At 42.2% G+C, this 23193-nt stretch carries 26 protein-coding genes and 1 pseudogene; 20 read left to right on the forward strand and 7 right to left on the reverse strand.

From position 1 onward, the window contains the following. Nucleotides 1-71: 71 nt before the first annotated feature. The 5 genes from BMX69_RS01275 (at nucleotide 72) to BMX69_RS01295 (ending at nucleotide 4513) form a co-directional block, all read left to right on the forward strand. Complete coding sequence (locus BMX69_RS01275; protein WP_100041328.1) at nucleotides 72-1001, forward strand: tocopherol cyclase family protein; 930 nt, start codon at nucleotides 72-74, stop codon at nucleotides 999-1001. Nucleotides 1002-1102: 101 nt separating this feature from the next. Continuing rightward, entirely contained in the window at nucleotides 1103-1603 is a 501-nt protein-coding gene (locus BMX69_RS01280) for a C-GCAxxG-C-C family protein (protein WP_054791416.1), read from the forward strand. After that, nucleotides 1596-2501: a TDT family transporter gene (locus tag BMX69_RS01285; protein WP_054791417.1), complete on the forward strand. Its 906-nt coding sequence runs from the start codon at nucleotides 1596-1598 to the stop codon at nucleotides 2499-2501. The genes BMX69_RS01280 and BMX69_RS01285 overlap by 8 nt, the downstream gene beginning before the upstream one ends. An 89-nt stretch (nucleotides 2502-2590) precedes the next feature. Beyond that, a complete protein-coding gene (locus BMX69_RS01290; RefSeq protein ID WP_100041329.1) occupies nucleotides 2591-4045 on the forward strand; it encodes an NADP-dependent glyceraldehyde-3-phosphate dehydrogenase in 1455 nt (484 codons plus the stop codon). Nucleotides 4046-4300: 255 nt separating this feature from the next. Beyond that, nucleotides 4301-4513, forward strand: coding sequence for a hypothetical protein (locus BMX69_RS01295; protein WP_100041330.1), 213 nt, complete (start codon nucleotides 4301-4303; stop codon nucleotides 4511-4513). Nucleotides 4514-4537: 24 nt separating this feature from the next. On the opposite strand, the gene BMX69_RS01300 is transcribed toward BMX69_RS01295, so the two are convergent. Further along, a complete protein-coding gene (locus BMX69_RS01300; protein ID WP_100041331.1) occupies nucleotides 4538-4795 on the reverse strand; it encodes a TfoX/Sxy family protein in 258 nt (85 codons plus the stop codon). Between the two features lie 82 nt (nucleotides 4796-4877). Then, nucleotides 4878-5771, reverse strand: a complete 894-nt coding sequence (locus tag BMX69_RS01305) for an AraC family transcriptional regulator (RefSeq protein ID WP_054791418.1) — start codon at nucleotides 5769-5771, stop codon at nucleotides 4878-4880. Nucleotides 5772-5896: 125 nt separating this feature from the next. Between BMX69_RS01305 and BMX69_RS01310 the strand changes: the two genes are divergently transcribed. Together BMX69_RS01310 and BMX69_RS01315 are read left to right on the forward strand one after the other, a co-directional pair. Beyond that, nucleotides 5897-7123: an MFS transporter gene (locus tag BMX69_RS01310; RefSeq protein WP_100041332.1), complete on the forward strand. Its 1227-nt coding sequence runs from the start codon at nucleotides 5897-5899 to the stop codon at nucleotides 7121-7123. Nucleotides 7124-7229: 106 nt separating this feature from the next. Continuing rightward, nucleotides 7230-7688 carry a GyrI-like domain-containing protein gene (locus BMX69_RS01315; RefSeq protein WP_100041333.1) on the forward strand — a complete coding sequence of 153 codons (459 nt, stop codon included), beginning with the start codon at nucleotides 7230-7232 and terminating at the stop codon, nucleotides 7686-7688. Between the two features lie 48 nt (nucleotides 7689-7736). Here the strand turns inward: BMX69_RS01315 and BMX69_RS01320 are convergent, their stop codons facing one another. Then, nucleotides 7737-8747, reverse strand: coding sequence for a hypothetical protein (locus BMX69_RS01320; protein ID WP_054791420.1), 1011 nt, complete (start codon nucleotides 8745-8747; stop codon nucleotides 7737-7739). 350 nt (nucleotides 8748-9097) lie between these two features. Between BMX69_RS01320 and BMX69_RS01325 the strand changes: the two genes are divergently transcribed. Then, a complete protein-coding gene (locus BMX69_RS01325; RefSeq protein WP_100041334.1) occupies nucleotides 9098-9526 on the forward strand; it encodes a DUF5684 domain-containing protein in 429 nt (142 codons plus the stop codon). Between the two features lie 26 nt (nucleotides 9527-9552). Next, nucleotides 9553-10287, forward strand: a complete 735-nt coding sequence (locus tag BMX69_RS01330) for a DUF1266 domain-containing protein (RefSeq protein WP_100041335.1) — start codon at nucleotides 9553-9555, stop codon at nucleotides 10285-10287. A 154-nt stretch (nucleotides 10288-10441) separates the two neighbouring features. On the opposite strand, the gene BMX69_RS01335 is transcribed toward BMX69_RS01330, so the two are convergent. Further along, a complete protein-coding gene (locus BMX69_RS01335) occupies nucleotides 10442-10669 on the reverse strand; it encodes a hypothetical protein (RefSeq protein ID WP_025231775.1) in 228 nt (75 codons plus the stop codon). A 141-nt stretch (nucleotides 10670-10810) separates the two neighbouring features. On the opposite strand from BMX69_RS01335, the gene BMX69_RS01340 reads away from it, so the two are divergent. The 9 genes and pseudogenes from BMX69_RS01340 (at nucleotide 10811) to BMX69_RS01380 (ending at nucleotide 19053) form a co-directional block, all read left to right on the forward strand. Beyond that, nucleotides 10811-11773: a helix-turn-helix transcriptional regulator gene (locus tag BMX69_RS01340; RefSeq protein WP_100043738.1), complete on the forward strand. Its 963-nt coding sequence runs from the start codon at nucleotides 10811-10813 to the stop codon at nucleotides 11771-11773. 23 nt (nucleotides 11774-11796) lie between these two features. Further along, nucleotides 11797-13035: pseudogene (locus tag BMX69_RS01345) on the forward strand (endonuclease Q family protein); the annotation flags it as partial. A 73-nt stretch (nucleotides 13036-13108) separates the two neighbouring features. After that, a complete protein-coding gene (gene nth / locus BMX69_RS01350) occupies nucleotides 13109-13738 on the forward strand; it encodes an endonuclease III (protein WP_100043739.1) in 630 nt (209 codons plus the stop codon). A gap of 23 nt (nucleotides 13739-13761) precedes the next feature. Next, nucleotides 13762-14238 (forward strand): LURP-one-related/scramblase family protein, encoded by a 477-nt coding sequence (locus BMX69_RS01355; RefSeq protein WP_092240082.1) that lies wholly within the window; start codon nucleotides 13762-13764, stop codon nucleotides 14236-14238. 570 nt (nucleotides 14239-14808) lie between these two features. Then, on the forward strand, nucleotides 14809-15189 hold the full coding sequence (locus BMX69_RS01360; protein ID WP_054791423.1) for a hypothetical protein: 381 nt from the start codon (nucleotides 14809-14811) through the stop codon (nucleotides 15187-15189). A 115-nt stretch (nucleotides 15190-15304) separates the two neighbouring features. After that, nucleotides 15305-15943 (forward strand): tetratricopeptide repeat protein, encoded by a 639-nt coding sequence (locus BMX69_RS01365; RefSeq protein ID WP_054791424.1) that lies wholly within the window; start codon nucleotides 15305-15307, stop codon nucleotides 15941-15943. Between the two features lie 26 nt (nucleotides 15944-15969). After that, on the forward strand, nucleotides 15970-16485 hold the full coding sequence (locus BMX69_RS01370; protein WP_100041337.1) for a hypothetical protein: 516 nt from the start codon (nucleotides 15970-15972) through the stop codon (nucleotides 16483-16485). A gap of 477 nt (nucleotides 16486-16962) precedes the next feature. Next, nucleotides 16963-17709 carry a LytR/AlgR family response regulator transcription factor gene (locus tag BMX69_RS01375; RefSeq protein WP_100041338.1) on the forward strand — a complete coding sequence of 249 codons (747 nt, stop codon included), beginning with the start codon at nucleotides 16963-16965 and terminating at the stop codon, nucleotides 17707-17709. 9 nt (nucleotides 17710-17718) lie between these two features. Continuing rightward, nucleotides 17719-19053 (forward strand): sensor histidine kinase, encoded by a 1335-nt coding sequence (locus BMX69_RS01380; RefSeq protein ID WP_100041339.1) that lies wholly within the window; start codon nucleotides 17719-17721, stop codon nucleotides 19051-19053. 38 nt (nucleotides 19054-19091) lie between these two features. Here BMX69_RS01380 and BMX69_RS01385 read toward each other — a convergent pair whose 3' ends face one another. The 3 genes from BMX69_RS01385 to BMX69_RS01395 are packed head-to-tail and all read right to left on the reverse strand — an operon-like array spanning nucleotide 19092 to nucleotide 21436. Beyond that, nucleotides 19092-19763 carry an IbrB-like domain-containing protein gene (locus BMX69_RS01385; protein WP_100041340.1) on the reverse strand — a complete coding sequence of 224 codons (672 nt, stop codon included), beginning with the start codon at nucleotides 19761-19763 and terminating at the stop codon, nucleotides 19092-19094. Then, nucleotides 19714-20181, reverse strand: a complete 468-nt coding sequence (locus BMX69_RS01390; RefSeq protein ID WP_054791431.1) for a GNAT family N-acetyltransferase — start codon at nucleotides 20179-20181, stop codon at nucleotides 19714-19716. Before BMX69_RS01390 ends, BMX69_RS01385 begins: the two co-directional genes overlap by 50 nt. After that, nucleotides 20159-21436, reverse strand: coding sequence for a DUF3440 domain-containing protein (locus tag BMX69_RS01395; RefSeq protein WP_242941336.1), 1278 nt, complete (start codon nucleotides 21434-21436; stop codon nucleotides 20159-20161). The genes BMX69_RS01390 and BMX69_RS01395 overlap by 23 nt, the downstream gene beginning before the upstream one ends. Before the next feature lie 361 nt (nucleotides 21437-21797). Between BMX69_RS01395 and BMX69_RS01400 the strand changes: the two genes are divergently transcribed. Beyond that, nucleotides 21798-22148, forward strand: coding sequence for a polymer-forming cytoskeletal protein (locus tag BMX69_RS01400; protein WP_100041341.1), 351 nt, complete (start codon nucleotides 21798-21800; stop codon nucleotides 22146-22148). A 530-nt stretch (nucleotides 22149-22678) separates the two neighbouring features. Beyond that, a complete protein-coding gene (locus BMX69_RS01405; protein WP_100041342.1) occupies nucleotides 22679-23185 on the forward strand; it encodes a hypothetical protein in 507 nt (168 codons plus the stop codon). Nucleotides 23186-23193: the final 8 nt, after the last annotated feature.

The raw sequence follows: 23193 nt of genomic DNA on the forward strand, positions 1-23193 counted from the left end.
CTATGTTTCCTGATATTTGGAAACCCTATGTTTAGAAACAGCAATGATGAAAGAAAGGGACGAGATCCATCATGGAGATGAAAGATCTTAATAAAATCATAAAAACCAGAATGGTCAGGTTAAGGCATGCGTTTTTTGAGGGATGGTATTTTAAACATCAGAATGCAGATACGGTCTTAGCCTTTATTCCCGGCCATAGTGTAGACGAAAAGGGAGTGAAGCACCCGTTTTTGCAGATCATATGGAATGAAAACTCTTATTCTCTGGACTTTGAAGAGGAGGATTATCTGGTTGACAGAAAGAGCAAAAGGATCATTCTTGGAAATAATATCTTTTCCTTGACCGGCGTTAAGGTGGATATCCAGTCAAAGGATATTTCCATTCAGGGAATGATCCGTTACGGATCCTTAAGTCCCATCGAATATACCATCATGGGCCCCTTTCAATGGATTCCCTTTATGGAATGCAGGCATGAGATCATCAGCATGTCCCACTCCCTGAAAGGAAGCCTTACCGTCAATGGAAAGGTCCTGGATTTTGACGGGGAAAAGGGATATATAGAGGGAGACAGGGGAAGATCCTTTCCAAGGGACTATTTATGGCTTCAGTGCAACCGGTTTTCACAGGAGGCATCAGTCATGGTTTCCATTGCCCACATTCCTTTTATCGGACACAGCTTTCAGGGCTGTATCTGTGTCATCCAGTATAAAGGACAGGAATACCGCTTTGCCACCTATCTGGGAGTCAAGATGGTATGCAAAAGGGAAACTGCGGTCATATTAAAGCAGGGCCAATACACATTTAAAATATTTTTAACAAACCGGAACAGGATAAAGAAACCAGGGTTTTCCCACAGGCTTTTGGCTCCGGATATGGGAAATATGGTGCGTTTTATAAAAGAGGAGCATTTATTGCTGGCAAGGTTTTTGCTGTATAAAGAGGAGGAACTGATATTTGATTTAACAAGTGACCATGTAAGCTTCGAGTATGTTGATAGATAGTTTCTATAAGTACGGCTTATTTATAGAGTTTATGAATTGGACGTAAGCCTTAAATCTTAATAGAATATAAGTATCAATATACATGCAGGAGGATACAAGAGATGAATGTGAAACAGGCGGTTAGTGTGAAGAAGATCGGAGATGATGCGGAAGCTCTGTTTCGGGGAGGATTTTTTTGCTCAGAGGCAGTCGTAAGTTCCATGAGATCTAACTTTGAACTGGATTTACCGGAGGAAATCATAGCCATGGCATCCGGCTTCCCTGTTGGAATCGGTCGATCCAAGTGTCTGTGCGGGGCGGTTTCCGGCGGAGTAATGGCTCTTGGCATATTCTTTGGGCGGACAAAGCAGGGAGATCCCAAGGTAGAAAAGAACTTAGAAGTGTCAAAGGAGCTACACGACTGGTTTAAGGAAAGCAACGGGAAGAATGCACTATGCTGCCGGATCCTGACCAAAGAGTTTGATATGGGAAAAGGAGAGCACAAGGAACAGTGCATCCGTTTCACAGGAATGGTAGCTAAAAAAGTGGCTGAGATCGTGGTTCGGGAATACGGCCTTACGAATACCGATGAGACAGGGTCTGCGGAGGAATGTCATGATTAAAAAGGTTCCCATTCCCATGGCAGGGCTTTCCCTTGGGTTTGCGGCCCTGGGAAATCTCCTTCAAAGCTATTCAGAATCCATCCGCCTGGTATGCGGAAGCCTCTCCGCTGTATTGGCGATTTTATTTTTGTGTAAATGCGTGTTTCATTTTGATATGGTAAAAGAGGATATGAAAAATCCGGTGATGGCAAGCGTATCAGGGACCTTTTCCATGGCAGTAATTCTGTTATCTGTTTATGCAAAGCCTTTTATTGGAGGCAGTGCGGTCTATATCTGGTATTTTGGAATTGCTCTGCACGTTCTGCTCATGTTGTATTTTACGGCACGTTTTCTATACAAGCTGAATATGAAAACCGTATTTGCCAGCTATTACATCGTGTATGTGGGAATTGTGACAGCCAGTGTTACGGCTCCGGCATTTGGGCACACTGGACTGGGAACCGGCATTTTCTGGTTTGGCCTGATCTGGTGTTTCATTTTACTGGCCCTTGTGACGGCCCGGTATGTAAAATACAAAGAAATTGCAGAACCGGCAAGGCCGCTTTTTTGCATCTATACGGCTCCGGTGAGCCTGTGCCTGGCTGGATACCTTCAGTCTGTAGAAGCCAAATCCATGGCAATGGTTTTCTTTCTCATGGTAATGGCAGGAATATTATATATAACTGTGCTGGTTTATCTGCCAAGGTTTCTTGCACTGCCTTTTTATCCAAGCTATGCAGCCTTTACATTCCCGGTGGTGATCAGTGCCATTGCAATGAAGATGTCAACAGCGTTTCTGTCAAAAATGGGATATGCCGTAGGATTTTTACCTGTCATAGTGCTTGCTGAAACCGTTATTGCAGTCTGTTTGGTGGTTTATGTATTCATTCGTTATATGAAGTTTTTATTTAGCAGATAAGCAGCCAATGTTATTGACATTTGATTCTTGTCTCCATGATATATTACATACAAATAGAAATTGCAAAGGTATGGAAAGGAGAAGATAATATGTCTGAATTATGTAATGAAAAGCATACTTATGGAAATTTAATCAATGGCAGGTGGGTGGAATCCGCATCAGGGAATGTCATTACCATAACATCCCCTGCAGACGGTTCTTTTATCGGTGAGATACAGGCAGTAAGCAGAGAAGAGGTCGATGAGGTCATCCGTTATTCCAAAGAAGGTCTTTCTTTGTGGGCCGGTGTTCCGATATTTGAAAAGGCACAGATCCTGTACAATGCTGCAGAGCTTTTGGAGGAAAGGGCGGAAGAGATAGCGGATATTCTGATGATGGAGATTGCAAAAGACAGGAAATCTTCTGTATCAGAAGTGAAGCGGACCGCAGATTTTCTCCGGTTTACGGCAGATGCAGGAAAAAGTCTGGAAGGAATCGCAGTAAGCGGGGAGAATTTTCCGGGTGGTTCCCGAAATAAAATATCCTATGTTAGAAGGGTTCCGCTAGGTACAGTATTAGCCATATCACCCTTTAATTACCCCATTAATCTATCCGCCTCCAAGATTGCACCGGCGCTGATGGGGGGCAATACGGTAATATTAAAACCGGCGACCCAGGGGGCCATCAGCGCCCTTCATCTTGTAAACGCATTGCAGGATGCCGGACTGCCGGGGGGAGTACTGCAGACAGTTACCGGAAAAGGCAGTGAGATCGGTGACTATATCGTAACTCATGAAAACATTAATTTTATTAATTTTACAGGAAGTACGGAAGTAGGCAGGCATTTATCTAAGATATCCTGCATGACCCCTCTGTTGCTGGAACTAGGCGGCAAGGATGCGGCTCTTGTACTGGAAGATGCAGATTTAAAATATGCGGCAAGTAATATTGTAGAAGGTGCTTTTTCTTATTCCGGCCAGCGCTGTACAGCAGTGAAGCGTATTATTACCACAGATAAGGTAGCGGATCAGCTGGTAGATATGCTGAAAACAGGAATTGAAAAACTAACGGTGGGAGATCCCAGGGAGAATGTGGTGGTCACTCCTCTGATCGATCAGAAATCTGCTGATTTTGCAGAATTCTTAATTCAGGATGCCATTGCAAAAGGTGCAGAACTTATTGTAGGAAATAAGAGAGAAGGAAATTTAGTCTATCCTACTTTACTGGATAAAGTTACCGTGGATATGGAGATTGCATGGAAAGAACCGTTTTCACCCATTCTTCCTATTATCCGGGTTAAAGATATGGATGAAGCGGTAGAGATTGCTAACCGCTCAGAATATGGCTTACAATCTTCCGTATTTACCAAAGATATTAATAAAGCCTTTCGTATTGCTGAAAAGTTAGAAGTGGGAACTGTTCAGATTAACAATAAAACAGAAAGAGGCCCGGATCACTTCCCATTTTTGGGAGTAAAAGCTTCCGGTATGGGTACCCAGGGAGTAAGGTATTCCATAGAAGCAATGACAAGGCCAAAAGCAATCACCATTAATTTAACAGAATAACTGGAATCAGGCTGTCAGTCAGGCAAAGTGTGAAACCCGCCCTCTTGTATGGAGCGGGTTTTTTGCAATATAGCTTTAGACGGTTGGGAAGGGGCAGCGTCAAGTCAATAACGTAGTTGCCTGAACAAAGGAATCTGAAGCAAGTAAGTGTGTATGGTTAAATTAAGGTGAAAAAGTAATTCCTGCCAAACCTTTGCTTATAAGAGGGGAGAAAGAGGGGAAGATAAGGACAGGACGGTTTTTAGGAGTAATGCGATGAATCTTATCTTTCTTTTAATGGCCTTGCTGCCAATCATAATTGGAGCTTTGGGAATTGTTTTGATTTTTTATTATTTCTATCAATGGATGAAAGGCTTTCGGTTAATAAAATACCGATTGGCAGGTGAAATCTGCCTTTTGGCGGTTCTCGCGTATTTTTTGGTATTCTTTATTTTCTGGTTTATGGGGCTTGGTCTGGCTTCTGGTTAAGCGGAGGAGGCAGGCCTTGCCTATCTATAATTTATGAGAATTATAAAATACCTTTAATTCCTCTTTCCTCACCTGAGGCAGGAGTATTTTTTTTATTCCCTGAATGGCCCCTTCCAGAGCATACAAACGATGGATGCAGGCGGAAGGGTCCATGGCCTGGATCTTCAGCCAGGTCTTTTCTGTGCCTGTTGCCTTTAATTCTTCATAAGTAAAGATTCCGGTTTCATTTAGCTGCCGTTCTACTTCTTTTCCGATATTAGGAAGGTTAGATAATTCTCCCATTGTACTCCTCCTTTTGTTTGCTTGGTTTTTTTTCATTATAACTCACAGAAAAAGGGGAGTAAAGGAGTTACATGAGTGATGTTTATGAGTTTTTCCCACTGTTCCGGTGCTTCCTGGGTGTTATATGAAATTCTCTTTTAAACAAACGGTCAAAATAGCTGGTACTTTCAAATCCGGTATGCTCCGCAATGTCTGTTATGGAGCGGTCCGTTTGAAGGAGCAGTTTCCATGCCTGATGGAGTCGGTATTTATTTAAGTATTCTATAGGCGACAAGGGAACGGAACATTGAAAGCAGCGGAGGGCTTCCCGCTTGCTTACCCCTACGGATGCGGCGATTTCTTTCAGTGTAATCTTTTTCCAGTAGTTTTCTTCAATAAAACAGGTCATTCCTTTAAACCGGGCCTGGGAAATCCTGCTTACCCCCGTATTTTCCATGGTTGCAAATTCCAGCCTGTGTTCAAATAAGCCGGACCAAACCATGCAGATGATGATGTGGGCCTCCAGCTCCCAGGACGGACCGGGATTTTCGCATATATCATATAGTCTTGAAAGAGAAGAAAGAATGTCTTTCTGCCAGGAGGTACTTCTTTTCAGGACAACATGGGAAATACCCGAAGTGAGAAAAGGAAGCATGTATTTATTATATATAGAACTGTTTTCAGGAGCTATGAAATCGGATGCAAACAAAACGTTTGGGATAACTGCGGTCCCGGCAGAAAGAAAACGGTGAATGACTCCGGAATTGATGAAAATCCCATCTCCAGCCTCCAGTATGTAATTGATATTGCCGATGGAACACTGCAGGATTCCTTCTGTAACAGACACCAGTTCAAATTCCCTATGCCAGTGCCAGTCAATGCACTTATTATCGAATTTTCCTACATCTTCATAATAATATTGAAATGGAAAGGTGGAGGAGCCGTGGGAGACAAGCTCCATCATGGATTCATCGGTGAGTATTTTTGTGCTTTGCATAGAGCGTTCTCCTTTGGCTTTATCTGGCTGATTGGCTAGATTGTATCATAAACTGGCGGTAAATTACAAGATTTCGAATAAAAAATGCGGTATAATACAAAAAAATGAATAGCAGGTGATTCTCAATGAATAAAGATTATACCAAAACCGTCCATGCCTGTTTCATGAGCTATATCGTGCAGGCGATCATTAACAATTTTGTACCTCTTTTATTTCTTACGTTACAGTCAGAGTATGGCATTTCCTTAACCAGGATTACCATGCTTGTGACTTTTAATTTTGGAATTCAGCTGATCGTGGATTTACTGTCTGCGGGAATCGTCGACCGGGTCGGTTACCGGGCTTCCATGATAACGGCTCATATATTGTCAGCAATAGGTCTGGTGTCCTTAACCATTCTGCCCGGATTGTTTTCGGAGGCCTGGATCGGTCTTTTTGCAGCAGTGGTCATCTACGCAGCGGGAGGCGGCCTTTTGGAGGTTCTGGTCAGCCCCATTGTAGAAGCCTGTCCCACGGATAATAAGGAAAAGGCCATGAGCATGCTTCATTCCTTTTATTGCTGGGGGCATGTGGGAGTAGTCCTGGTGTCCACCATATTTTTCAGTATTGCCGGGCTAAAAAACTGGAGGCTTCTGGCACTTTTCTGGGCACTGATTCCTTTTGTCAACATGTTTTTATTTTTTAAGGTACCCATTGCGCCGCTTGTGGAAGAGGAAGAAGGCCTTTCCTTAAAGGGACTCATTAGAAAACGGATATTCTGGGTATTTATGCTTTTAATGGTATGTGCCGGAGCCAGCGAACAGGCGGTAAGCCAGTGGGCATCCGCTTTTGCAGAGAAGGGACTTGGAGTGAGTAAGGCTATAGGAGATTTAGCTGGTCCCATGCTTTTTGCTACAATGATGGGAATTTCCAGGGCTCTCTATGGAAAGTACGGAGAAAAGGTGAATTTAAAAAAGATGATGATTGCAAGCGGAATCCTATGTATAGGTTCTTATTTTCTGATCTCTCTTTCCCCCTATCCTGCGCTGGGCCTTTTGGGCTGCGGCTTGTGCGGTCTGTCTGTAGGAATCATGTGGCCCGGTTCCTTTAGCATGGCTTCTGCCTCCATACGGGGAGGAGGGACCGCAATGTTCGCATTTCTGGCTCTGGCAGGGGACCTGGGCTGTTCCGGCGGGCCTACCTTTGTGGGTATTGTATCCGGGTTTTTTGGGAACAACTTAAAAATCGGAATATTAGGGGCTGTCCTGTTCCCAATTATTCTGGTCTTCACCCTGATCTACTTTTACAAAGCAGACAGAAAAACAGAGGGTTTCATGAAAAATAATCAGGAACAAATGAATTGTGACATATAGATGTCATATTCGGTATGCTATCATCCTCTTACCATAGAAAGAATTGCCTGACAGATATCCTATTATGCTGCAAAACAGGCAGGAAAGAGGAAAAGAGGTAAGATAAATGGACTTTGAGAGGGTTGAGCTTAAGGAAAAAAAAGTAGTGGGGCTGATGGCCCGGACAAACAATGCATCACCGGACATGGGAAATGTGATCGGCGGTCTTTGGGAAAGCTTTTACGGGAAGGGGATTTATTCCGCTATTAAAAATAAGAGCAATGATAAAGCCCTGGGGATCTATACGGATTATGTAGAAAATGAATTAGATGATTACAGTGTCATAGTGGCCTGTGAAGTTGAAGCAGCGGATGAGTTCCCGGAAGGTACGGTGGCAAGGACCATTCCGTCAGGAACGTATGCCAAGTTTGTTGTTAGGGGAAACATGATAGTGGCAGTAGCAAAATTCTGGCAGGAGCTTTGGAAGTTGGATCTGCCAAGAGCTTTTGTGTGCGATTTTGAAGAATATCAGAACGGGGACATGGAAGATGCACTGGTCCATATTTATATTGGTTTAAGGAATTAAGAAAAGAAAAGGAGGGAGCCGTCAACGGTATTCCCTCCTATTGTTTTATTAGTAAATGACTTCTTCATATCCTTCTGTGGAAGGAAATTCAATGGAAACGGCTTTCCCAGGATTATTATAATCCAGATTCATATTCATGAGCATGCCCAAAGACTCTTCCTCTTCGGTGATGGTCATGTAAATGGAAATGGATTCTTTGGAAAAATAGCCTTCCGGGCTTATGACTGCTTTCCCGTCAATCCGGTCGATCTTATAATTGGAATCAGAAAGAGTCGGCCAAATCTCATCGTAGAAATTGGTGAGATATGTTTCAAGGCCTTCCGCTTTGCTGGAGTACATAAGGATTTTATTACCGGCGTCACCGTCTGCAATTTGTACGTTATCCAGGAATGCCCCAAACTGTCCGGTCAGTCCTCCCAAAGTGATATTTCTTGTCATATCTTCATATCCGATGTTCATTTTGTATTTATCATACATTCCCGCATCCAGATAATAGCAGCCCCTGGTGTAGAAGGAAGTCTCTGACGTACTTATCCCCAGCATATCCATAGTAGTCAGGGAAAGAAATTCCATGTTTGGAGTATTTAGGTCATGATATTTAAGCTGCATATTCATGGAGACCGGGATATCCAGCCAGTCATAAGTAAGATTCATCTGGATGTCTGCAGTGATATCCAGGCCGGGCAGACCGGAACTCTTCTGGTCTGCTTCCTGGTAAAGCTCCATCCCCTTCTGGTTTGTGATCCGCGCGGCAGCAGGATTAGCGGCCTTTTGGCGGACAATGCCCTGATCGGTCCATGCGCCGGATTCATTGACCGTGCTGCCGTCGGGGGCAGTGGTCCCGGTCAGTAGATAACCATTTTCATCAAAATAGTAACATTCTGCCATTCCATCCCCGTCAGAGTCGATCCATTTCCAGGCCGAAGCGGGATAGGACTTATCTCCGTCCTGCCACCACCAGCCATGGCTGTCCTGCTTCCAGGTTCCTGCATGGGCGGTCGATGCTATGGATATGGATAGAAGCGATGCGACTGCAAATAATTTTATCATCTTTTTCATGCTGTTTTTATTCCTCCTGCTTGTTATATTCGCCCTTGTGGTGAGAAAGGCTTGGACAAAGCTTCCGGGTTATTGCACTTATTTGTTCATTGTACCATAATTTGGTAAATACAACAAGAAAATGCTGTCTCATGTTCCCAACAATGAATTTCTTGTTCCGTACGACATTGATGAATATTTGTCAATGTGGTAAAATATGGAAGAACAAGAGAAAAGGAGAAAGGTAGAATGTACGAGTTTATGAGTAATTTAGAGAACACACCTCTTTTTGCGGCGTCAGATTAAATCCGCTGAGGTGGGGACAGGTATAATTGGTACTTAATAATTTAAAACATATGGAGGAATTGAGCGTGAATAATGATTTATATGCTGTTTTAGCTGGATTTGGTATTTTACTTTTTGTATTTCTTTTAATTGTATGTATTTTACTTTTAGTTTCTAATTGGAAGATTTTTTCGAAAGCCGGTAAGCCGGGCTGGGCGTCATTGATTCCATTTTATAATTTTTACATAATGTCTGATATCGCATTTGGAAATTTAAGCTATTTTATTGCGGTTCTGATAACAGGGGGAGTTTCTTTTTTTGGAGGATTTTTAGATAGCAGCATCTTAAGCAGCCTTGCAGGTTTGGCTTCGTTTGTTATATATATCATTTATTGCGTTAAGCTTTCTAAAGCATTTGGAAGAAGCGGCGGTTTTGCAGTTGGCTTAGTGCTGCTGCCATTGATATTTTTCCCAATACTGGGACTTGGCAGCGCTGAGTACGTAGGACCTCAATAGAAGGAAGGCGCGAGATAAAACAAGACATGAACAAACAAAAATCTATTAAATATACATTTCTTCTTTGTATCATAGGACTCATCTTATGTGGAAGTGCCGGCTGTGTGCAGCAGAAAAAAGTACAACCGGAAATTCTCTGGGTCAATGGTACTTATGCTGTTTTAACAGAGCTTAACGGTGGAGATTATACGCTCCTGGGAGGCATGAAAGCGAATGAATTCAATAAACGGCTTGAGCTTGCGTCATTGGAGGAATGGTGGGATGTGACGGACAGGGCCAGCGCGGACGAAACCTTAAACTGGCTGCTTGACACAGGGCACCGGACCGACTATGCATCGCTGATGCAGGTGATGGAAGAGGACGATGTTTCGGGACTGGAACGGGAGGAACTGGCCAAATATCTTAGTGAAGTTGTGGGTGACGAAGAGGAAGCTTATTATCTTGTGAACGCGTATGATAACTACGTAAATTACGGAGCAGGGGCCATCGACGGCTGGGATTACAGTCGCGCAGTATCCTTGTGCGGCTGGTATTATATTGCCGGGTTTTATACGGAGCAGGAAGCAATGGATAAGTCACTTGAAATAGCACAGATAATTCAAAAAAGGTTTTCATCATGGGATGAGATGATGGACAGTTACTTAAGAGGGTATGAATTTTGGTCTTATGAAAGCGGAGATGCCCGGCGGGAAATCTATGAAGATATCAAAACAAGGAATGACAATCCCTATCTGCTGGATTGGAATCTGCCGTTGACTTAGGAAAAACATGACCTGCACAATGAAAGAATAGTTAACATAAGAATAATCAATAAAGGAATTAGCAAAAGCTAATTCCTTTATTTTATGCCTTTAAAACACGTAGGCGATCAAAGTACTTTCAATTACTACTCAGCAAGTCCTGAAAAGTGCCAATTTATTTTAAGGAGTCTTTCCATTGTTCAAACAGCTCCAGATCAGAAGCCTTGAGCTTTAAATTAGTGGTAAGGGTTTTTCCTTCCGGCGGCGTAATATGGATTTCCACCACGCTTCCTTCTTTCAGGGAGCTTTTTAAGGCTGCTTTTAAGAACAGGGGAAATTTGGGGTGGTTATCTTTAAAAACAGCCCAGGATTCCTTTAACTGCATTAAGTTCATTAAATTCATTTAACAGGTCCTTTCTTTCTTGATTATTAGGCACATCCTAGCATAAATGGAAAAGGGAGTCAATGAGTGAAGATAGAAAGAACGGTCTTTTCTGAGACCTTTTGCCGTGATATAATAAGGACATCAAAGAAAGGAACGCCTATGAAGATTGACAGACTTATTGGAATTTTATCTATCCTGCTTCAAGAGGAAAAGGTAACGGCCTCTTATCTCGCAGAAATCTTTGAGGTTTCAAGAAGGACCATAAACAGGGATGTGGAGGCCCTGTTAAGGGCAGGTATTCCCATTGCCACTTCACAGGGGCAGAACGGGGGAATATCTATCATGCCGGCCTACCGGATCGACCGGACCGTGCTGACCTCCTTTGAAATGCAGTCCATACTGACCGGACTTAGAAGCTTAGACAGCGTGGCAGGGACGAACCGGTACCAGCAGCTCATGAAAAAACTGTCATCAGACCAGGCATCGGTGCAGGTTCCGGAAAGCCACATCATGATCAACCTCTCCTCCTGGTATAAATCCTCCCTGTCCCCTAAAATCGATCTGATCCAGAAAGCCATTGAAGCAGGCCATTCGGTGAAATTCTGTTATTATGCTCCAAGTGGTGAAACAGAGAGAACCATTGACCCTTATCTTTTGGTATTCCAGTGGTCCTCCTGGTATGTGTGGGGATTTTGCAGGGACAGGAAAGATTTCCGCATGTTCAAGCTAAACCGGATCCAGGAGCTTTCAGACACCGGGGACCATTATGAAAAGCGTCCCTTACCTCCCATTGAGTACTTTCCGGAAAATCCGTATCCCAATCAATTCCATATCACTGCGGTTTGTGAACCGGAGATAAAATGGCATCTGATCGAGGAGTATGGAATGAACAGTTTTAAGGAACGGGAGGATGGAAAGCTATTATTTGAGTTTGATTTTTCCAGCAAGGAGAATCTTTTTAGCTGGCTGTTAAGTATGGGTGATCAGATTGAACTTACGGAACCGGCGGAATTCAGAAGGGACATGGCAGAGCTGACCATGGGAATTTATGAGAAATATGCCGATAAAAGGAAGGACCCGATCCTTGCAACCCTTAGAAAACAAAGCTATAATAAAACATAAATCGACAAAAGCAGGTGAAATTTATGTATATAGCAGATTTACACATCCATTCCCATTATTCCAGAGCGACCAGTAAGGATTGTTCTCTGGAATATTTGGATTTATGGGCGAGGCGCAAAGGGATCGGCATTCTGGGGACCGGTGATTTTACCCACCAGGCATGGCGTGAGGAATTAAAGGAAAAGCTGATTCCTGCAGAGGAAGGGCTTTACATATTAAAAGAAGAATACCGTATAGACAAGGGAGCTATGTCAGAAGCCATGACTCCCCGGTTCGTGGTCTCCGGAGAGATCAGCTCCATCTATAAGAAAAACGGGAAAGTAAGAAAGGTTCACAGCGTCATTTTGCTTCCGGGTATTGAGGAGGCAGAGCTGATTTCAAAAAAGCTGGAGACTATTGGGAACCTTCATTCAGATGGCAGGCCCATATTGGGACTGGATTGTCATGACCTTCTGGAAATAACACTGGAATTATGCCCCAGGGCTATCTATATCCCGGCACATATCTGGACGCCGCATTTTTCGTTGTTTGGGGCATTCTCCGGTTTTGATACGATCGAGGAATGCTTTGAGGATTTAACTCCCTATGTGCATGCATTGGAGACAGGACTTTCTTCCGATCCATCTATGATATGGCGTTTGTCGTCTCTGGACCGTTTTCAGCTTGTTTCTAACTCTGATGCCCACTCTCCCTCAAAGCTTGGCAGGGAAGCCAATCTTCTGGATATGGACTTGTCCTATACCGGGCTTTGGAATGCCATACAAAAGGGAGAGGGATTAGAGGGAACCGTAGAGTTTTTTCCGGAAGAGGGAAAATATCATTATGATGGCCACCGAAAATGCAATCTATGCCTCTCTCCGTCAGAAGCGAAACAATATTCCGGCAAGTGCCCGGTATGCGGCCGAAAGCTGACCACAGGCGTGTCCCACCGGATCGAACAGCTGGCTGACCGCAGGGAAGGATTTGTTCTTCCCGGCGGGAGGCCGTTTGAGAATCTGGTTCCTCTTACTGAAGTGATCGCGGCTTCTATCGGATTTACAACCGCAAGTAAGAAAGTCCAAAACCAGTATGAATCCATGATAAGGGATTTAGGACCGGAATTTCATATCCTTCGGGAGCTGCCTTTGGAGGATATCAGGCATGCTTCCGGCAATATGATATCAGAGGGAATCAGGCGGTTAAGAGAGGGTAAGGTTCAGTGCAGTCCCGGATATGATGGGGAATATGGGATCATTCGGCTGTTTGAGCCGGAGGAGATTGACAAGAGGAGAAACAACAGCCGAACCTGAAAAGGAAAGCAGATATTATACAGTGACGGAAGGTTGGGAAATACGTATGAAAAAGAAAGATGTCAGTTATATACTTGAAAAATTGGACCAGATTTACGGTGTGACAAAGGAGGGGTTCTACCATCAGCAGCCATGGCAGCTACTGGCGGCTATCATGCTCAGCGCCCAAAGCACAGACAAACAAGTGGAAGAGGTGCTTCCCCAGCTGTTTTGGCGTTATCAGACCGTGGAGCAGATGGCAGAAGCGCCGCTGGAAGAAATCGAGGATTCCATACGATCCATTGGGCTTTATAAAAATAAAGCCAAGAATTTAAAAAAATGCTGCAGTCAGATCGCAGAGGAATATGGGGGCGAGGTCCCAAAGAATATAGAAGGGGTCTTAAATCTGGCAGGAGTGGGCAGAAAAACCGCCACCTTATTTCTGGCAGATGCTTACGGAATCCCTGGGGTCACTGTGGATACCCATGTATTTCGCATTGCCAGGCGTATGGGCTGGGCCTCCGGGAAAAATCCGGCGGAGGTGGAAGTGGAATTGCAACGGATACTGCCAAAAGACCACTGGAATAGGATCAATTTTCAGCTGATTTATCATGGCAGGGCAATCTGCACGGCAAGGAAGGCAAAGTGCGGGGAATGCATGCTAAAGGAATGGTGCGGGCAGATAATGGATAAATAAGAAAAAGGAGATAGAAAAATATCATGAAGCTAATGTTTAAACAGCGATTTTTTTCCTGGTTTGACAGCTACGACATCTATGATGAAAATGGAGCTACCATATATACAGTCTGTGGAAGGCCCGCCTGGGGCCACAAGCTGGAAATTTATGACAACAACGATAATCACCTTGCCACCTTAAGAGAGCAGGTGCTGACCTTTCTGCCCCGGTTTGACATCCAGATCGGCGGACAAACGGCGGGAACCATCACCAAGGATTTTACTTTTTTCAAACCCTCTTTTTCCGTTGACTGCAATGGGTGGCATGTGGAAGGCAGCTTCCTGGAATGGGATTACCGTATTCTTTCCCAGACCGGCAGTGTTGTGGCCCGGATTGAAAAGCAGCTTTTTCATTTTACTGATACCTACTTGATCGACGTGACCGACGGACAGGACAGTCTTTTGGCACTTATGGTAGTTCTTGCTATTGATGCGATCAAATGCAGCCAAAACAAAGGCTGACGGCTTTACACTCCGTTGGCCTAAAAACAGAAAATCATGAGACAATAAAGCTAAAGCCTCCCTGCCGGATTCCTGGAAACCGGCAGGGAGGCTTTATTATTTTGTGCCATGATCCAGTTATACTCGCACATCTAATGACCGTTCGCTTTTCTTGCACTTTTCATTTTCGCTCTCCAACTTATGCACCAATCAATGCACCAGCAAAAGGTTATCCTTTAAAGGATATTAAATTTAGGACAATAAACTCGTGTTTTGGAACATTCTAAAAGACTTTTTAGATGAAAAATATTAATAATAGAAAAAGTGAATTTCCAGGCTTTATCATTGATGCAGCTGAAAGGGGAGAAATTCGGGCAGTCATCCGGTATCTAACGATTAAGGAGGATATATCAAAATAGCCTGTGAATATGATAATGGCTCGTATTAAAAAGAATAATAGGAAGCGGGTTCAAGCAAAAGCATGAAAAGATCAGGAAAAGCATATCAGCCAAAACATGCCGCAGCAATGGCTTACTTCAACCGGTCATACTGGTTCTCGCTTATGAAGGCAATTTTGATGTTGCAGAAGCCATGGAAGCTGCGCATACGGCCCTTTTTGATCACATCGATTATATTGCCGGTTTGCTTGATATTTCTGATGATTATACGCTCATAGAGGGCGAGGATAATTTTAGCGAAGCGCTTGCAGTCTATGCCATAAAACATAATCAGACCAGGAATTATCCGTATGATGTGGAGATAGCAGGAGAGGCTGATTTTGATGAACTTCAATCCATCTATTGGAGCCTGAACAGAATAAGTGGAGCCAAAAACGAAGAAGAATCAATTATTCGCGTAATACGGCTGCCAGGTGAGGATGTACATTCCATGTCCAGTTCTGAGAAAAAGGTTTTTAAAACACTCATTTCTAATGATAACAGAGACAAAGTCAATGTTCTGCTTTTGGACTGATAAATGTTCTATCTGCCCTGAACGTTTCGCTGTAAGGCCGGGGCCAGGGCAGTAGAAGAAAGTACCAGGTTTGCCTGTATGAAACTATAATACGATACATTTGGAGGCTAGTAAAATGTCTGATAGTACCAAGGATATACTAAAAGAGGTTTGCCAGGAAATCACCGGTTTATATGAATTGTATTTTGATGAACACTTACATGACGCATTCAAATGGTATTTAAGGGCTGCCTATGAAGGAAACGTTGACGCTCAATATTTAATCGGTAACTTTTATTATTATGGCGTTATTATTAATAAGAACTATAAAATAGCACGTAAATGGTATGAAAAATCAGCGGAACAAGGCAAAGATGATGCTCAGGCGAGGCTGGGATCAATGTATCTCAATGGGAAAGGCGTCGAAAGGGATTATCAAAAAGCTTTCATATACCTTACAGAGGCAGCAGGAAATAACAATGGCAGTGCTTTAAATAATTTAGGCTGGATGTATAAAACAGGATCGGGGGTTATCCAGAACTATCAGACAGCAAATGAATACTTCCAAAAGGCCATTGAAAACAGCTGCTCAACTTCGCACAAGCATTTGGGCGATCTATACCTAAATGGTTGGGGCGTTAAACAAGATATAGAGAAAGCGATGTATCATTATCAGATAGCTTCTAATGATGGGAATGAACTTTCAACGAAAGCTCTTGCGGAAATATTTGAGAACAACTTATATAACAGAAAAGATTATGTACCTGAACCATAAATATATAATAATAGGCGGTGAAGAGGATGGAATATTTTTTAATTATGGCTGACACAGATATACCTATTGCAGAAAGCCGGTTTGATATCTGGGATATAAAACAGGAGCGGGAGCATAAACTTCCGGGGCGTGAATTACTGTTTTTTCATGGAAACTCCTATACGACGTTTAATGATATTCTATTCCAACCTTTCTTGCTGGTATCGGAGAAAATTCAAAGTGTTATTGCATTATATGAACCTGACACCGTTTTTACGGAAATTGTTTTGATGGATACGTTCAATGAACTTGCAGAATTGTACTTCTGTCCAGAGTTACATAAAGTGGATTGCCTGACCGAACAAAGCAAGTTCAATACGGATCGCAATGTGATTAAAAAGGCAGTCATAGATGTTTCCAAAATCGGAGATAAAAAGGTGTTTTCTCTGGCAGGCGTTCAAGGATTTCATGTAGTAGGACGGAGGGATTTCATTGAAAGCGTGCTATGTAGAGATATAAGAGGGATGATGCTCCTCCCAATTAAGACAATTAACGAAGGATAAGAAATCGAAGCTCTGGCAGCATGTGCTTCATGGCTGAATAAAGGCCCCAGAAAAGTTTTATTTCTGAGGCCACTTTTTTATTTAATACTCTTTATTAAATCACATTTAAAAGAACTGGTAAGATATACTGTTCCATCTTCTGCTATTACTTGTATCTGCTCGCCTTCATAATCTGACCATGATTTGATTTTCGTACGCGTATTATAATATGTTTGTATGATAAACAGATACTCTAAAGTCAATCATTTATACGTTTCTTTTACGAGTTTTTAAGGAATATATTATATAATACCAACAATGAAATTCCTTATATAATACCAACAAAGGAGTATATTATATAATTGAAAAAATAATTACAGAGTGTTATACTATTAATGCATTTTCATGAAACCGGGGGAAGAGTAAGGTGCAGAGCCAATACATAGGATTAAGGCTTTGATGAGATAGATTACCTTGGAGAAAGGTTGGTGAACAGTCATGTTGAAGATATTTTTGTGTGATGATGATCTGGAAGCACGAGCTCAATATGCCGGGTTGATTAAAAAGGCTGCAAAGAAAAACAAGGTGGAAATCACCATTTCCTATTTCAAAAGCGGAGAAGAACTTTTGTTTTTTTTAGCTGATTCACCAAACCAGGCAGACATCATCTACCTGGATATATTGATGAACAAGCTGAATGGTCTGGACACAGCGAAGAGGCTTCGGGAACTTGGCTGCAGTTCAGAAATTATCTTTTTGACTATAAGTGAAGATTATGTTTTCGATGCTTATGATATTTCTCCTGTCCAATATTTAATAAAGTCAAAAATTACTACTGCTAAATTTGAGGAAGTATTTAACAGGGCGATTACTTTGGCCTCAAAAAAAGAAAATGATATGTTCCTTTGTGAGACAGGGAAGAATAATATTAGAAAAGTAATTCCGTTCAGGGAAATCTCCTTTTTTGAGATCTGGAAACGAATTATAGCTGTTCACTATAATGGAGGGGAAGTCTTTCAATTTTATGCAACAATGGAGCAGATAGAGAATCAGTTACTCCATAGAGGGTTCGTTCGCATTCACCGTTCCTATATTGTAAACATGTCCTACATTCTGCAATTTGAACAGAATATCTTGATTTTGAAAACTGGTGAAAAGATTCCGATCGGTGCAACTTATATCAAGCAGATGAAACAGATTTTTGTCGATTATATCAGCCGTACCAACATTCACGATAGTGGTTAGGAGAATATCATGATAAGTCTTGTTTCGCTGATTACATATGATACATTTACTCTTCTGCGTTTTAAAAAGCTGTTTCAGGTGAAAAGGGATCATTGGATTTATTATATTATTGCAATTGCTATAAATGCCATTACAACGGCAGCTGCCTATACACGGTTGGATTCAAGGTTCGCTGTATATTTGGTGTTTGTATCATTTATGATATCTTTCCGATTATTATTCAGTGGAACCGCAGCTCAAACTCTTTATGCAGGCAGTATTTATACGTTTTCCTTGTATTCCAGCCGGGGAATTATCTTTTCAATCTATTCTATTGTTTTGCATATAAGCATTAAAAGTGTTCTTCAACAGTATTATGATATGATTTCTGTATTAGCAGTACTTCTTGCAATTTTATATTTTTTGATTATACGCGATGTCTTCATTCCTAAACAAAAGGCCAAGTATTTAATGAACAATCAAGGCCAGCTGAAATTTGTTGTCATTTATCTGTTTTTTCAATGGTTGTTTCTCACACTTATTAATGATGGACGTTACTATGATGATGTCAGGCAATATTGGTATTCTTCTCTCTATATGGGCTCCTGCATCATAAGTAATCTGTGGCTGCTGGTTATCCTGAATCATGCATCAAGGATATCAGAATTGTTTGAATACGAATTATTTACTCATCAATTACAAGAACAGCTATCCCGTCAAATGCGTCACTACCAATCCTATCGTAAATATACAGAAAGCTATCGGGCCTTTCGTCATGATTATGAAAAGTTGATGGCTTCTTTAAAAACCTTAATGCGCCGCCAGGAATATAAAAAGGCAATCAGGATGCTGGATGATATTCACGATACGATGCAGCGGAGCGTGCAGATTCACAAAGACTATTCCGACAATATTGTCCTGGATGCCATATTGCAGGATGCTGCTGGTGTCTGTGAAGAAAAGAATATCCGTTTCCAGGCACATGCACATCTTCCTGAATCCGTGTCAATGAAAGAGCTGGATATTGTCCGTGTTTTTTCCAATATCATTAACAATGCCATAGAAGCCTGTAGTAAGGTATCCGGCTCCGAACGTTTTATTGAGGTGACAAGCAACAGCACTCAGGATTGGACAATCATTGAGGTAACCAATTCCTTTGACGGAGAGCTGTTAATTGCGGGCGGTGAACCGAAGACTACAAAGAAAGACAAGGATTATCATGGTTTTGGGTTGCAAATCATAAGAGAAACGATCGAGGGAATGGGTGGACTGGTATTTATTGAACCGGACAGTGAAAAGGGGATATTTAAAATAAAGAGCTGCATACCTATAAATCCCCGCTCGAAAGCAATCGAAACAAAATAGAATGAGGCGGCGGTTTCATTGAGATGGAAGCTGCCTTTTTATTTATAATATTTATATTCAAATTCGTTCCAGGATTTGGAAAACTCATGGTTTTGGAAGGCTTCTTTCAATCCGCTGATTTGCTTCAGCCGAATGACTTCATCCAATTCCATGCCCAGATTTTTTTCTATTTTAGCATCTGACCACCCCATTGATGCCAGGCCGACAACAATCTCACTCATCGAACGGATCTGGTGGGTTCCTCTTGCCCGGTTGTGGCGGATCGTAGAGCCAATGCGTTCGTCCAGAGGCTTATCAATGATGGTTAAAGGCAGGTAGCCATGGCGCTTTTTCGCAATTTCGGGATATCTGCCAATTTTGTTGCGGTGAAATCCATCTGTTATCTCATAGTGATCATTGTCGATGCGGTAGGATACGATAGGTTGGGTAAAATCATCCAAACGAATCGATGTGTAAAGCAGTTCCATCTCATCCGGAGCAACCTTATTGGGATTATAATCGTTTGCCTGTACCTTTTGGGCAGGAATCCACTCCACGAGATCTACGGGATCTTGAAACGGAGAACATTCACTTAACGCGCGGCGAATTTTATTTAGTGCCTGCACTTTTTCATGCAATCTCATTGTTTTAAGGAGCTGTGTCATTTTTTCGACACAAGCCTCAAGCTCCGAATAACAGGTTTCTGTTATTTTCTCTTTCTTGTATATCATAGGTAACCTCCTGAATCCTTCCGGATAAAAACCAGTAATTTTTCGTTTTTCTATATACTGAAAATCCCCGCCGCATGTAGAAGTCTTTGACCAATTCGATGCTGGTAGAGGTCCGCACAGGCATTTTGATTTCCTGGCAATATTCGAACCGGGCATCTGTTAAGGCTCTGAACAGGCCTTGTCTGCGGTATCTTATCTCCACATATTCTGTAGAAAATAAAATGTATTCATCCTTAATTACCAGAGAGGAAAAAGCGGCGACCTGCCCTTCTTTTTCAATCAGAAACCAGACCCGGTCAGGCTCATTGCGCAGGTAGGGCATCTGACGAATGTATCGCTCCTCTGCGAAAAAGCGCCCCATCTTTGAATAAAATAGCGCTTTATCATAGTTCCCTTCAAAGCATTGTATCTTTTCCATCGTCTTCCTCCTCGGTAATGATCTTACGCATCTGCTTATCCTGGGCGTCGTCAAAATTTATAAAATTCTGATATTGCTTTCTAAGCTGCATCAAAAGCTTTACGTCTGACTTCGATGGCGCAAAGCTGAGCCGGCGCAGCCAGAAATCGTTCTTTTCGATAGCTCTGGCTATCCGCCGCCAGGATGGAACCTTTTTTTGGGTCTCCAGCTTCCGGTCTGCTTCGTCTGGTATCTTCTCTAACGGGTATCCGCGTGTGTTCCACCACTCCATATACGTATTGATTTTACGATAGTAGTGATCCCTCAGCTCTGGTGAATATAGGCCGAGACTTTCAAGCAATAATACAGTATACTGCTGCCAGGTCATTTCCCCGGGCTTTTCTGATTTTATATTTCCGAGCAGTGATGATCTTGCATAGATATTTCCAAAATTCACGCCATGAACTCGATTGACCACCCGCTCCCAGGTCTCCGGTTCCAATGCACGGAACTGGTTCAGCCCGTTGCGTTGGTCATCTCCATAAGGCTGACAAAGCCGCTGCTGATGGATGCTCAGCCCGTTCTTGTACATCAGTTCATAAATTTCATTAAAGGCAAGATCCAGCTGGCTTACTGCGCCCCAAATGTCTTCGGTCCGCCAATCGTATAACGGATAGAAATGAAAAATCTCGCAACCGGGATCAGAAACACGAAGCTTTGTAGTCCAGCCATAATCCTGAAACCGCTCCTTCTTTTTACTGATGATGGTATTAAAACGGTTAAGGCTCTCATTGCTCCGGATAGCGATGCCCACACCAACAGTATTGCCATGGGTTTTTTGAAACCATTGACTGAACCGGTATGTATATTCCTCAAACTCCATGCCTTTGTAAAACCATGTCCAATCTTCTGGCATGTTGTTTTCATTTATTACGCAATCGTAATCAGGCATATCCCGTACCCATTTATCCTGATCATTACGGTCCCAGCAAATCCATTTAGGCTGTATGACGGAAACCGCATTACGAAGTGACAGAGGCAGGCAGCACCAGTAAAACCTGTCTACGACGTCTGCCGTCATCCTGCGCAGTTCCTCAATATGCTGAATGGTTGCCTGATATTGTGCTTCCAGGTCAATATACTGAATGCTGAATTTCCTGCCCCTTTGCCGGGCTACGTGCGCACAGAGCTGAAGCATAACAGATGAATCTTTGCCGCCGGATACGCAGAGGTATAGATGGGAGAAATGTGTGAATGCGATGTTAATTCGTTCCATTGCTGCAGTTAAAACGTCTTCCGATGAATATATCTTGGGAATACAGATCACCTCCGTTTTGTATACTGATAAGATAGGCAGGATGAGCGGCGGGAGCGCCACATGTTGCCTAATTTCACGCTTTAAATATACTACTTTTAAAATATTTATAGGACAATTTGTTCCAAAATGCCGGAATAATGTTCTTAATTAACAAAATATTCCAAATTAGTTAATATGGTTATCAATATTTATCAATTATCGTTTGGTACAACATAAAGCCAGTTAGGAACAATATTTACTTAGGTAAGATAAAAAAACATATAATATTGATTAAATCAGGTTCCTGATAGTTCGGCGTGAAAAGGAGGTGATTGATGGAATGAATCATAAATTCTTTCAATCCGAAAAGTTTAATGGAATGCAAAATGATGAAATATATGGATATCTTGAAAGCAGCGATGATCTGCTCATCAAAGGTGACGTGAATGGTGATGTTTTTTGCAGAGGGACAGTTTACTGCAGCGGTACCGTTACCGGAAATATCCGGGCAAATCAAGTGCAGCTATACCACTCCCATGTCGCAGGGGATATTACATGCAGAAAAATCATAACAGATGATGTAAGCGATGTACAAGGTTTTATTATTGCGGAAAGCGGATTGGTAAGCTGCCGTGTCGGCGGAGAAATCACGATCACTGGAACCCGAAGGCCGGCCATATTTATAGAATAACGCCTCATACATTACGACATTTATGCCATTCATAACATTATCGCTCCGATTATTGCTGGATACAGTATTATTTATATTGAGAATCACAAAAGTCAGGAGAGGAGTGTACCAATGGAATTAAAAGAAGCAATTGATACACGCCGTTCTGACCATATTTATTGGCTTTGCAGCGGAAGTTATCTCAAGAGGCAAAGAAGTCTTTGCTTGATACATTGGAATCATATTATGCTGATGGAATTCCGCCGAAACCGTTCAAAATGTTTTCATGGCTTCATTGGATGGCCTTTTTGCACGTGTGATTAAGACGGATGAATTTATCAACTTTTAAATAAATATAATATAGCAACGAAGTAAAGGCCGCAGTTTTAAGCTGCGGCTTTTGTCATGCCTGCAGATATTATTTTTAAATTAGGATCAAAAAAATGCAGGTTAAGGACAGATTAAAGCAAAAAAGTCCTCTATTATTTTAATATAAAGAATATAGTAGTCTGAAACTTGATAAACTATGATATAAAAGAGGATAAGTACGAATGATATATAGCGAAGAAATACTAAACGTCTGTCAAGGCTTGACTGAAACAGACCGCATCAGTACAATGCTTATTTGTTTTCATGAAGAAAATGATGGAAATTTAAATGGTGAAATTCTAAACTGCTACATCGATGAACCAGTCTGGTTTTCCAGCGTAGGTGATTTGATTCTTAAATTGGATGAAATATGCAACTGGATTGGGACCCCCCAGCCATCTACGAATCCAAGGTTTCTTAATAGAAAGATGGCGGAGGAATATGCATACAGGACCCAAGGGAAAAACAGACTGCCAGTAAAGGCAAAGATTCAGCTGCAGGATAGTAAGACCCTAGGTTCCAGGGCGCATCTGGCTAAAGAAACATTGACAGTCAAGATAGAGTATCGCCAGAATGCCAGCATGCAGGGAAGAGTGATTGGAAGGCTGACGAAGAAAAAATATGTGAGTTTTCGAAGCGCTTTAGAACTGATGCGCATGTTGGAAGAAATGGCTGCAATAACTATATAAAAAGTTTT

The sequence above is a fragment of the Lacrimispora sphenoides JCM 1415 genome, from assembly GCF_900105615.1.
Taxonomy (GTDB): domain Bacteria; phylum Bacillota; class Clostridia; order Lachnospirales; family Lachnospiraceae; genus Lacrimispora; species Lacrimispora sphenoides.

Excerpts from the sequence above, each read along its gene's own strand:
- BMX69_RS01280 (WP_054791416.1), top strand. The coding sequence starts at position 1,103 with ATGAATGTGAAACAGGCGGTTAGTGTGAAGAAGATCGGAGATGATGCG.
- BMX69_RS01320 (WP_054791420.1), bottom strand. The coding sequence starts at position 8,747 with ATGAAAAAGATGATAAAATTATTTGCAGTCGCATCGCTTCTATCCATA.
- BMX69_RS01405 (WP_100041342.1), top strand. The coding sequence starts at position 22,679 with ATGATATATAGCGAAGAAATACTAAACGTCTGTCAAGGCTTGACTGAA.
- BMX69_RS01370 (WP_100041337.1), top strand. The coding sequence starts at position 15,970 with ATGGAATATTTTTTAATTATGGCTGACACAGATATACCTATTGCAGAA.
- BMX69_RS01305 (WP_054791418.1), bottom strand. The coding sequence starts at position 5,771 with ATGCAAAGCACAAAAATACTCACCGATGAATCCATGATGGAGCTTGTC.
- BMX69_RS01275 (WP_100041328.1), top strand. The coding sequence starts at position 72 with ATGGAGATGAAAGATCTTAATAAAATCATAAAAACCAGAATGGTCAGG.
- BMX69_RS01340 (WP_100043738.1), top strand. The coding sequence starts at position 10,811 with ATGAAGATTGACAGACTTATTGGAATTTTATCTATCCTGCTTCAAGAG.
- BMX69_RS01380 (WP_100041339.1), top strand. The coding sequence starts at position 17,719 with ATGATAAGTCTTGTTTCGCTGATTACATATGATACATTTACTCTTCTG.
- BMX69_RS01310 (WP_100041332.1), top strand. The coding sequence starts at position 5,897 with ATGAATAAAGATTATACCAAAACCGTCCATGCCTGTTTCATGAGCTAT.
- BMX69_RS01300 (WP_100041331.1), bottom strand. The coding sequence starts at position 4,795 with ATGGGAGAATTATCTAACCTTCCTAATATCGGAAAAGAAGTAGAACGG.
- BMX69_RS01400 (WP_100041341.1), top strand. The coding sequence starts at position 21,798 with ATGAATCATAAATTCTTTCAATCCGAAAAGTTTAATGGAATGCAAAAT.
- BMX69_RS01285 (WP_054791417.1), top strand. The coding sequence starts at position 1,596 with ATGATTAAAAAGGTTCCCATTCCCATGGCAGGGCTTTCCCTTGGGTTT.
- nth (WP_100043739.1), top strand. The coding sequence starts at position 13,109 with ATGAAAAAGAAAGATGTCAGTTATATACTTGAAAAATTGGACCAGATT.
- BMX69_RS01390 (WP_054791431.1), bottom strand. The coding sequence starts at position 20,181 with ATGGAAAAGATACAATGCTTTGAAGGGAACTATGATAAAGCGCTATTT.
- BMX69_RS01290 (WP_100041329.1), top strand. The coding sequence starts at position 2,591 with ATGTCTGAATTATGTAATGAAAAGCATACTTATGGAAATTTAATCAAT.
- BMX69_RS01360 (WP_054791423.1), top strand. The coding sequence starts at position 14,809 with ATGGAAGCTGCGCATACGGCCCTTTTTGATCACATCGATTATATTGCC.
- BMX69_RS01295 (WP_100041330.1), top strand. The coding sequence starts at position 4,301 with ATGAATCTTATCTTTCTTTTAATGGCCTTGCTGCCAATCATAATTGGA.
- BMX69_RS01395 (WP_242941336.1), bottom strand. The coding sequence starts at position 21,436 with ATGGAACGAATTAACATCGCATTCACACATTTCTCCCATCTATACCTC.
- BMX69_RS01315 (WP_100041333.1), top strand. The coding sequence starts at position 7,230 with ATGGACTTTGAGAGGGTTGAGCTTAAGGAAAAAAAAGTAGTGGGGCTG.
- BMX69_RS01355 (WP_092240082.1), top strand. The coding sequence starts at position 13,762 with ATGAAGCTAATGTTTAAACAGCGATTTTTTTCCTGGTTTGACAGCTAC.
- BMX69_RS01330 (WP_100041335.1), top strand. The coding sequence starts at position 9,553 with ATGAACAAACAAAAATCTATTAAATATACATTTCTTCTTTGTATCATA.
- BMX69_RS01375 (WP_100041338.1), top strand. The coding sequence starts at position 16,963 with ATGTTGAAGATATTTTTGTGTGATGATGATCTGGAAGCACGAGCTCAA.
- BMX69_RS01365 (WP_054791424.1), top strand. The coding sequence starts at position 15,305 with ATGTCTGATAGTACCAAGGATATACTAAAAGAGGTTTGCCAGGAAATC.
- BMX69_RS01385 (WP_100041340.1), bottom strand. The coding sequence starts at position 19,763 with ATGATATACAAGAAAGAGAAAATAACAGAAACCTGTTATTCGGAGCTT.
- BMX69_RS01335 (WP_025231775.1), bottom strand. The coding sequence starts at position 10,669 with ATGAATTTAATGAACTTAATGCAGTTAAAGGAATCCTGGGCTGTTTTT.